At 68.7% G+C, this 8,695-nt stretch carries 9 protein-coding genes, 1 tRNA gene and 1 pseudogene; 3 read left to right on the forward strand and 8 right to left on the reverse strand.

Translation table 11 applies throughout. The features are described 5' to 3' along the window. Window positions 1–119: 119 nt before the first annotated feature. The 6 genes and pseudogenes from FK219_RS13010 to FK219_RS13035 all read right to left on the reverse strand — a co-directional run. Window positions 120–986, reverse strand: a pseudogene (locus FK219_RS13010) (IS481 family transposase); the annotation flags it as partial. Window positions 987–1,395: 409 nt separating this feature from the next. Then, entirely contained in the window at window positions 1,396–2,472 is a 1,077-nt protein-coding gene (locus FK219_RS13015; protein ID WP_456238279.1) for an IS110 family RNA-guided transposase, read from the reverse strand. Window positions 2,473–2,587: 115 nt separating this feature from the next. Then, window positions 2,588–3,010, reverse strand: a complete 423-nt coding sequence (locus tag FK219_RS13020) for a hypothetical protein (protein WP_152584299.1) — start codon at window positions 3,008–3,010, stop codon at window positions 2,588–2,590. Between the two features lie 105 nt (window positions 3,011–3,115). Continuing rightward, entirely contained in the window at window positions 3,116–3,787 is a 672-nt protein-coding gene (locus tag FK219_RS13025) for a hypothetical protein (protein WP_152584300.1), read from the reverse strand. Between the two features lie 55 nt (window positions 3,788–3,842). Beyond that, window positions 3,843–4,334: a cupredoxin domain-containing protein gene (locus FK219_RS13030; protein WP_152584301.1), complete on the reverse strand. Its 492-nt coding sequence runs from the start codon at window positions 4,332–4,334 to the stop codon at window positions 3,843–3,845. 331 nt (window positions 4,335–4,665) lie between these two features. Beyond that, a complete protein-coding gene (locus tag FK219_RS13035) occupies window positions 4,666–5,319 on the reverse strand; it encodes a DNA-directed RNA polymerase subunit beta (protein WP_168212723.1) in 654 nt (217 codons plus the stop codon). A 58-nt stretch (window positions 5,320–5,377) separates the two neighbouring features. On the opposite strand from FK219_RS13035, the gene FK219_RS13040 reads away from it, so the two are divergent. Together FK219_RS13040 and FK219_RS13045 are read left to right on the forward strand one after the other, a co-directional pair. Continuing rightward, window positions 5,378–5,450 (forward strand) — tRNA-Lys (locus tag FK219_RS13040). A 199-nt stretch (window positions 5,451–5,649) separates the two neighbouring features. Beyond that, on the forward strand, window positions 5,650–5,811 hold the full coding sequence (locus tag FK219_RS13045; protein WP_165638151.1) for a hypothetical protein: 162 nt from the start codon (window positions 5,650–5,652) through the stop codon (window positions 5,809–5,811). An 84-nt stretch (window positions 5,812–5,895) separates the two neighbouring features. Here the strand turns inward: FK219_RS13045 and FK219_RS13050 are convergent, their stop codons facing one another. Then, window positions 5,896–6,699, reverse strand: coding sequence for an SDR family NAD(P)-dependent oxidoreductase (locus FK219_RS13050; protein ID WP_152584302.1), 804 nt, complete (start codon window positions 6,697–6,699; stop codon window positions 5,896–5,898). Here FK219_RS13050 and FK219_RS13055 point away from each other — a divergent pair. Beyond that, on the forward strand, window positions 6,698–7,771 hold the full coding sequence (locus FK219_RS13055; protein WP_152584303.1) for an NAD(P)-dependent oxidoreductase: 1,074 nt from the start codon (window positions 6,698–6,700) through the stop codon (window positions 7,769–7,771). The two genes, FK219_RS13050 and FK219_RS13055, sit on opposite strands and share 2 nt — an antisense overlap. Window positions 7,772–7,775: 4 nt before the next feature. Here FK219_RS13055 and FK219_RS13060 read toward each other — a convergent pair whose 3' ends face one another. Further along, on the reverse strand, window positions 7,776–8,498 hold the full coding sequence (locus FK219_RS13060; protein ID WP_152584304.1) for an SDR family NAD(P)-dependent oxidoreductase: 723 nt from the start codon (window positions 8,496–8,498) through the stop codon (window positions 7,776–7,778). Between the last annotated feature and the right edge of the window lie 197 nt (window positions 8,499–8,695).

An 8,695-nucleotide genomic window follows, 5' to 3' on the forward strand; every position in this document is an offset into this window, starting at 1 on the left:
CCCGCTCCCGCATGCGCGTCCTGCCCGACACCGAAAGCGAGGTGGTCGCCGACACCTTCATCGCACTCAGCGCATAAAGCGAAGGATCAGCCGTTACACCACTTCCAGGGACTTGACCCGGAGTTGTAGTGCTTCGTGAATGCCCACCCGTCGGCCATGGTGCGGTGGAACCGTTCGATCTTGCCGTTGGTCTGCGGCCGGTAGGGGCGGGTCCTCTTCGGCTTGATGCCGAGCTCCAGGCAAGCATCTCGCCAGGCGTGTGACCGATAGGCGGGACCGTTGTCGGAGAGAACGCGTTCGACAGTCACGCCGCGATCAGCGAACCACGACGTCGCCCGACGCAAGACCCCGATTGCGGTGGCCGCGGTCTCGTCGTCGTGGATCTCGGCGTAGGCCACGCGAGAGTTGTCATCGATGACGGTGTGAACGAAGGCATGTCGCATGAGCACGTGGTGGTGCTTGCTGCGTGCCAGCCCGGGTGTTGATCGTCGGTTCTGCCGGCCCTGCTCGCGGCCCACGAACCGCCAACCGCCGCCGTTGGGAATGTTGCCCAGCTTCTTCACGTCGACGTGGATCATCGCCCCGGGCTTGTCGTGCTCGTAGCGGCGAGCCGGCTCTCCGGTCTTCACGTCCACGTGCGAGAGGCGGTTCAGTTTGCAGCGCACCAGAACCGCATGCACGGTCGAGGCCGGCAGTTCGAGCCGGCCAGCGATCTGCACCGGGCCCAGGCGCTTCTTGATGCGCAAGTGCACGATTTTCTTCACCACCAGCTGCGGCGTCTTGTTGGGATGCGTGTGAGGTCGGCTGGAGCGATCGGCCATGCCTTCAGGGCCGAGCTCGAGATACCGTTTGGCCCACTTCGCCGCCGTCGGATAGGACACGCGAAAATAGTCGGCAGCGGCGGAGATCGACCAGCCATCATCGACAACCTGCCGAGCAAGGCGAAGCCGTTGGCGAGGAGTCAGAGCAGCATTACCGTGGGACACGAGAACCTCCTTGGTTCAGAGCGGAAGCAGTAAGCAGCTCCACTCTGCCTCGGAGGTTCTCGCTATGTCAGGACGTCCAGACCAAACAACGTCCCTGGGCACTACAGCTGATATGTGAGTTGTTCCTGTCAAGTGGCAGGGGAAAGAGCGCCCGGAGTGATCATGCTCCGGGCGCTCTTTCGTGTGGTCGGCGCAGGTCGCGTGGGTGTCGTGCGTGTCGTGGGCGACGCGCGGTCAGACTGATATGCGCGGGTTGGATACCGCAGGACGTGCTGTTCGGCTGGAGCGGTTCCGCTTGTCTAGGATCGAGCGTCGCCTGCCCGTAGGCGGGCTGCTCATAGCTGTTCCGCGGGTCGCTCCTCGCGCTGCCGTCACCCGTTGCCTTTGCCGACAGGTCAGGGGGCCCAGGTCAGTCGGGCATCACGGCCAGGGACCAGCACCAGCCGGCGAGCTCGCGGGCGATGGCGACGTTGGCGATCGTGGGCCGCTTCTTGCGTGCGGTGAAGTGCTGCCATTTGTGATGCAGGCGCCGGTTGCCGTCGTCGCCGCGGGACGCGGCAAGGCTGGGCGCGGCAGCCCACCGGGCCTGCATCACGGCGCCGGGACGATACGCCTTGCGGTGATGCCAGGCCGCTTCCACCAGCAGGCGTCGGGCGTGAGTGTTGCCGGTCTTGGTGATCGAGCCTTGGGAGCGGGACTGCCCGGAGGAGTGCTCCGAGGGCACCAGCCCGACGAACGCGCCGATGCTGGATCCCGTGAAGCGCTCCCAGTTGCCGATCTCGACCGCGAGGCCGAACCCGGTCAAGGTCGAGATCCCACGCAGGCACCCCAGGCGTCGCACCACGGGCGCGTAGTCACTGGTGGTGGCCATCTGCTCGATGATCGCGTCGAGTCGGTCTTTGCGGGCGCGCACCTGCTGCACGGCTTCGTAGTCGGCATCGAACGCGGCCTGCAGTCCTGCATGGTCGAACCTCTGCCGGCGAAGCCAGGCATCATGCGCGCCGGTCCACGCCTGTTTGCCGTCATAGATGATCCCGTGGCGCAGCAGCAGCTTCGAGAGTCGATGCCGGGCGGCCATCAGCTCACCTCGGTTGTCTTCTCTGGCTCGCACCAAGTCGCGCGCGGTTTCCTGCTCGATCGACGGCACGGCAACCGCGACGATCTCCCCCAACCGCAGCAGCCTTGCCAAGTGCATCGCGTCCCGCGCGTCGGTCTTGACCCGATCCCCGACCGGGCGCTGCAACTTCGACGGCGCCGCCACGACACACTCGATGCCGGAGGCAGTGAATAGGCGGGCCAGAGCGAACCCGGTCGGCCCAGCCTCATACGTCACCGCCGCCGGCTGGGGCAGCGACCGCACCCACTCCACAACGGCAGCCGGGTCGTAGCCGAAACGGTGGCGGAGCACCTCCCCGGTGTCCTCGTCGATCGCGCATGCCACAACGCTGCGCGCGTGCACGTCCAGACCGACGCTCGTACGCTGGATTCTCAACTGGGGCCTCCATTCGCCTGGTGGATAGGCCAGCCCCCACAGGCTGGCAACCCACGACTACTCGAATCGAGGCCCCAGCCTCAAGAACCGGACCGAAGACCCATATCGTCTAGGGAGTGTGCGCGACGGCCGCACGGCGGCGGCGCTCGACGAGGACGAGCGCCGCAGCGGTGAGCGCCGCGAGGCCCTGCGCGAGAGCCGCGATCACCTTGTCGGAGTACCACACCGGCTCGAAGATCGCCGGCAGCCCCAGGGCGGTGAGGTCGAGGGGCACGAGGGTCGTGAGCACGAGCATCCCGAGCCCGCCGAGGGCGATGACGGCCGCGATGACCGCCACCCAGGCGCGGCGCGCGATCACGAGGGCGACGGTGACGAGGATGCCCGCCGCGGCCTGAATGCGGAAGAGGTCGCCCTGGCTCAGCAGAGGGCCCGCGACCGCGTCGAAGGTCGCCGCGAGCTGCAGGTGGATGACGGCGTTGACGATGAGACCGGCGCCCGTGAGGGCGTAGAGGGCGATGCGCAGAACTCGCATGGCTCTGCTCCTTTCGGTGGGAGGTGCGTCGACGGAGACGAAACGAGAAAGGCCGGGGGCGAGAGGCGCAGTGCCCCTCACCCCCGGCCCGGAGGAAACCAGTTGTTACTCGATACCGGCGTTCGCCGCGATGCCACCGGCGAGAGCCGTGGCGGTCATCGGCATGTGGCCCGCGGCCTCCTTGAGGAGGCTGAAGTACTCGGGGTCACCGGCGAGGTTCGCGTCGATCGCCGCGAGCAGCGAGACGGCGTGCATCTCGAGCTCACCCTGAACGGCTTCGGCGGGCAGCTCGGGAACGACCGAGTTGATCAGCTGGCCGAAGGACACGGCGTAGCCGTTGAGGTCCTCGACAGCCTGCGCCGCCATCTCCTCGTCACCCGTCGCCTTGCCCAGCGTGTAGTTGACGAAGAACGGGATGTGCGAGCGCCATGAGTCGAGGAACGGCTGCTCGGCGTCGGGGTAGACCGAGCCGACGAGCGCGGCGATCTCCACCGAGTTCTCGTCGACGGTCGCGACAGCGGCCTGCACGTCGGCAGTCTCGAGGTCGCCTCCATCGGCGAGCGCCTGGTCGATCGCGGCACCGGCGAGGTACACGTGGTCGGCGAGCAGCGCCGTCAGCTGGGCGCGCAGCGCGGCGCCATCGCTGTTGACGGTGTCGACGACGGCGGGCTCTTCCGACATGGACTCGTCCATCGGCTCCTCGGCCGTGGCAGAGCATCCGGTGAGGACGAGGGCGGCGGCGAGGCCGAGCCCGGCGAATGCGGTGGTCTTGCGCATGATGTGTCTCCTTCAGTGAGTTGATCGTGCAGGTGTCGTGCGGTGCAGGGGTCGGCTATTCCTCGACGATGACCATGGCGTTCATGGTCAGGTGCGGCTGGCAGAAGTACGGATACTCGCCGGCCTCATCGAAGGTGAACGAGAAGGTGTCCCCCTCCTGTCCCATCGGCGCAAGCGCGTGATCGAACAGGCCGTCAGCCGTCTGGGATCCCCGCAACCCGGTGCTCTCGTTCACGTCGCCCCAGGCACCCGAAGTGACGGTGTGCCCGATGGTCTCGCCGTTGCGCCAGGTCACTGTCGTGCCCACGGGCACCGTGATCGTCTCCGGCATGAACTGCAGCCCGATCGTGATCACCTCGTCGTCGCCCTGCTCCATCGACTCCTCCGCGGGTGCGGACGCGCTCGGCTCGCTGGTCTCGCTCGGCTCGTCGGAGGCGCCGGGCATCGAGCCCGAGCATCCGGTGAGGGCGATCAGCAATGCCGGGAGCGTCAGCGCCGCGGCGAGGCCGGTGAGGCGGGGGCGGGATTCCCGTGCTGTGGTTGACATGCCCGGTGTTCGGCACCCTGGGGCCCGGGGTTTGCCGGGGGCGCAAGTGCTCAGGTCTCTGTCAGGTTCGCGGGGCGGGCGCGAGCCGGGCGCGGAGCGACTGAGGCGAGCGCGGGCGGGCGGGCCACGGGCCCATGCGAGCACAGAAAAACCGGGCCGCAGAACGCCTCTCGGCGCGTGGCCGCTCGAAGCGGCGAATAGTGGAGCCCGGGGTTACTGCGGCCCGGCTGTTCCAGTGTAACGAGGGCTCCGCGCGGCGTATTCCGCTCGCACTCAGGCTCGGTCGGCGCGCCCGTCGAGCCGTGAACGGGCGCCGGATGCCCGGACGGCGTCAGTCGAGGGAGCCGCGGCGCTCGAGGCGCGCGCACGCGGCGAAGTCCTCCGCGCTCGTCGCGAGGCGGGATGCCCGGCTCGTCAGCTCCACGGCTCGCACGTCGTCGACCGCGGCATCCGCGTCGTCGGCGAGATCGGCCGCGCCGGCGGATGCCGTGCGGCAGAACGATGCCGCGCGCTCCAGGGCGATCGCGAAGTCGCCCACGTAGGCGCCGTGCAGCACCTGGTCGGCGAGCACGCGGATCTCCTCCGGGCCGGTCGGGGACTCGGCGCCCGCGACGACGACGTCGGCGGTCGCGAGCACTTCGCTACCGCGCTGGAAGAGCAGCGACGTGCCGAGAGGGTCCTGCCGGATGAGCGCGCGCAAGAGAGACAGCCGCCACAGCGCACCCGGCAGCGACCGCGCGCTCGCCCGCGCCCACAGCTCGGCGAGCGTGTCGAGCCCGTGCTCGTCCGTGTAGGCGACCATGCGCTCCACGAGGTCGGGGTCGTCGCTCTCGCGCACGCGATGCACGAGAGCGCGGGCGCTGTCGTGGGCGATGCGGAGCTCGACGGCGGGGTCGAGCCCGCCCTCGATGCCCTCGAACGCGGTCGCCGGTACCCGCACCGGGCGGTGCGGCCGGGCAGGCCCATTGCTCGGGTCGTCGCTCATGGCGGCCACGCTACCCGGCCCCGCTGGGCCGTGCTCCACGGTAGATTGAGGGGGTAGCGGGCCTCTAGCTCAGTTGGCAGAGCAGCGGACTTTTAATCCGCGGGTCGTGGGTTCGAGCCCCACGGGGCCCACCTGACAGGTTTTTCGTCCGCGACCGCATAACCTGCGCTCGCGCCCACGGGGCCCACCCCGCACGCACACGCGTGACCGCACAACCTGCGCTCGCGCCCACGGGGCCCACCCCCGAGTCGATCGTTCGGCGATCCTCCATCCTCTTTCAGACAGCGCACCTACCGTGAGCGACCCATCGAACGCACGGGAGGAACCACCATGGGAAAGTCTGACGACCACGCCGACCTCGACGACTTCACGGGGGACAACAACCCGTCACAGGCTGAGGGGGACGATCCGGCAGGGAAGGACGAGCACACCGTGATCCCTGCGGAGGGCAAGCCCTCGCCGGCCGAGGGCGGCGGAGACGACGCGCGGTAGCCGCGCGACCGCATAACCTGCGGTCCACGCTCGACATCGCACCCAGCCGCACGCACGCGCGCGACCGCATAACCTGCGGTCGCGCTACTGGATGACCATGCCGCCGTCGATCATGATCAGCTGACCGGTCATGTAGTCGCTGTCGGGGCTCGCGAGGAACGCCGCCGTGCCGATGACGTCCTCCGGGTAGGAGTACCGCTTCATGAGGATCATGTTCTCCGCGATCGAGTCCATCGACTGACCAGGCTTGTCGAACATGCCCATCTCGACCAGATCCTTGTCGAGCTGCTCCCACATCTCCGTACGCACGACCCCGGGGCCGTAGCCGTTGACGGTGATGTTGTGCTCCATGAGCGACTTGGCGCCGGCCTTGATCATGCCGAGGACGGCGTGCTTGCTCGCCGTGTAGACGGTGACGTCGATGAAGGCTTCGCGCGAGAGGATCGAGCCGACGTTGATGATCTTGTACGGGTACTCCTGCTTGCCCTGGTCGCGCATCTGCTTCGCGGCCTCCTGCATGCACACGAGGGTTCCCCAGGCGTTGACGTCCATGATGCGCTGCCAGTTCTCCTCCGTGATGTCGAGGAAGAACAGCGGCTTGTTGATGCCGGCGTTGTTGAGGAGCACGTTGATGCTGCCGAACTCCTTGACGGTGTGCGCGACGGCCGCGGCGGCCGACTCGCGCTTGGTGACGTCGAGGGAGACGGCGGTCGCGACTCCTCCTGCGTCGATGATCTCCTGGGCGACGGACTGCACGCCCTCGAGGTTGACATCGCCGAGGCAGACCTTGGCGCCCTGCGCGGCGTAGTGCTTGCCGACAGCGGCGCCCATCCCCTGCGCGGCGCCCGTGATGAGCACGTTCTTGCCTGCAAGTCGAGTGGTGTCCATGGGAGGGGTTCCCTTTCGCTTCAATCGTCGGACGACGGGCCTCGGCGAATCGCACGAGGTCGAGCCCGCGCAGCCTCCGACTGCCCTGTCGGTGTTATGTCTCACAATACACCTTGGCCGCAAGACCGCTAGATTGTGCAGGGATGTCGCTCGGAGGAGAACAACCGGGCCACGGCCGCGCACGGAGGAGGAGACGATCATGACGACCATAGGATTCCTGGGCCTCGGCACGATGGGCGCCCCCATGGCGCGCCGGCTCGTGCAGGCGGGGCACGAGGTGCGCGTGTGGAACCGATCGCCCGAGCCCGTCCGCGCACTCGCCGAGGAGGGCGCCGTCGCGGTCGAGCGGCCCTTCGAGGCGCTCTCGACGCCCGTGTCGCTCTCGATGTTCGCGACGGACGACGTGTGCACGAGCATCCTCACCGCGGAGAATCTGGCGGGCGCCCGCGGCGGAGTCCACGCCACGATGGCGTCGATCAGTCCGGATGCCGCTCTCGCGCTGCACGCGACGTGCGCGCAGGCCGGGGTGGCGTACGTGGCGTCGCCCGTGCTCGGGCGCCCCGTCGTCGCCGAGCGCGGCGAGCTGAACATCCTGGCCGGCGGTGCCGACGCCGACGTCGACCGCCTGCAGCCCTTCTACGACGCCATGGGCTCGCGCACGTGGCGGCTCTCCCCCGACCCCGCCGTCGCGGTCTCGGCCAAGATCGCCGTGAACTACTCGATCATGCACGCGATCCAGTCGCTCGCGGAGTCGATCACGCTCCTCGAGCGCGTCGGAGTTCCCGCCGCGACCGTCGTCGAGCTGCTCGGCGAGACCCTGTTCGGCGGCGTCGCGCACCGCGGCTACGGCGCGGCGATCGCCGAGGGCTCCTACCGGCCGACGTTCTTCTCGCTCGAGCTCGGGCGCAAGGACCTGCGGCTCGCGCAGGGCCTCGCCGAGCAGCATGGTGCCCGGCTGCCCATGGCCGGCGTGTTCGAGGAGCTGTTCGCGGCCGCGCTCGCCGACGAGTCCCTCGCCGACCGGGACTGGGCGGCGATCGCCGAGCTCACCCGGCGCAGCGCGACAGGCTAGAGCCCTACTGCGCGGTGCTGCCGCCGTCGATCACGAGTTCGGCGCCCGTCACGTAGTTCGCCTCGTCGGAGGCCAGGTAGAGCATCCCGTAGGCGATCTCGCGCGCGGTGCCGAGGCGGCGCAGGGGCGTCGCGTCGACGATCCCCTGCGTGAGCGCGGCGTCCTGCGCGAGCACCATGGGTGTCTCGATGATGCCGGGGTGCACCGAGTTGGAGCGGATGCCGTCGGCGGCGTAGGTGAGCGCGACGTTCTTGCTGAGCGAGCGCACGGCGGCCTTCGAGGCCGTGTAGGCGGCGACGCCGACAGCGCCGACGATGCCCCACATGGAGGAGGTGTGCACGATCGAGCCCCCGCCCCCGGCGCGCATGACGGGGATGACGGCTCGCGTGCCGAGGAAGACGCCGTTGAGGTTGACGTCGATGATGCGGCGCCAGTCATCGAGGTCGATGGTCTCGACGCCCTCGTAGGAGCCGACGAGGCCCGCGTTGTTCACGAGCACGTCGACGCGGCCGGATTCGTCGAGCACTCGCTCGACGAGGGACGCCCAGGATTCCTGGGAGGTCACGTCGTGCGGCACGAAGGTGATGCCGGGATGCTCGAACGGCTCGTCGAGGCTCAGGTCCGCCGCCCAGACGGCGGCCCCCTCCTCGGCGAACAGCTCGGCGGCGGCGCGGCCGATACCGCGTGCGCCTCCCGTGACGATGGCGGTCTTGGCGTTCAAACGCATGAGGATGCTCCCCTCGGCGGGCGACGGCGGTGTCGCGCGCGATCATCGATGGTGTGCGGGGTTTCCGGTGATGCAGGTCCCCGAGGTGCCTCATGTAGGAATGCCCGCGAAATGGTTCCCGTGCCCCAGTTAAGTATGCCCGCGAAGCCGGGGGTCAGCTCGCGGGGCGTAGTTTGATGCCGCGGGTGGTGTCGGGC

This window comes from Microcella pacifica, assembly GCF_009371975.2.
GTDB classification, from domain to species: domain Bacteria; phylum Actinomycetota; class Actinomycetes; order Actinomycetales; family Microbacteriaceae; genus Microcella; species Microcella pacifica.

Excerpts from the sequence above, each read along its gene's own strand:
- FK219_RS13020 (WP_152584299.1), bottom strand. The coding sequence starts at position 3,010 with ATGCGAGTTCTGCGCATCGCCCTCTACGCCCTCACGGGCGCCGGTCTC.
- FK219_RS13025 (WP_152584300.1), bottom strand. The coding sequence starts at position 3,787 with ATGCGCAAGACCACCGCATTCGCCGGGCTCGGCCTCGCCGCCGCCCTC.
- FK219_RS13030 (WP_152584301.1), bottom strand. The coding sequence starts at position 4,334 with ATGTCAACCACAGCACGGGAATCCCGCCCCCGCCTCACCGGCCTCGCC.
- FK219_RS13035 (WP_168212723.1), bottom strand. The coding sequence starts at position 5,319 with ATGAGCGACGACCCGAGCAATGGGCCTGCCCGGCCGCACCGCCCGGTG.
- FK219_RS13045 (WP_165638151.1), top strand. The coding sequence starts at position 5,650 with ATGGGAAAGTCTGACGACCACGCCGACCTCGACGACTTCACGGGGGAC.
- FK219_RS13055 (WP_152584303.1), top strand. The coding sequence starts at position 6,698 with ATGGGAGGGGTTCCCTTTCGCTTCAATCGTCGGACGACGGGCCTCGGC.
- FK219_RS13050 (WP_152584302.1), bottom strand. The coding sequence starts at position 6,699 with ATGGACACCACTCGACTTGCAGGCAAGAACGTGCTCATCACGGGCGCC.
- FK219_RS13060 (WP_152584304.1), bottom strand. The coding sequence starts at position 8,498 with ATGCGTTTGAACGCCAAGACCGCCATCGTCACGGGAGGCGCACGCGGT.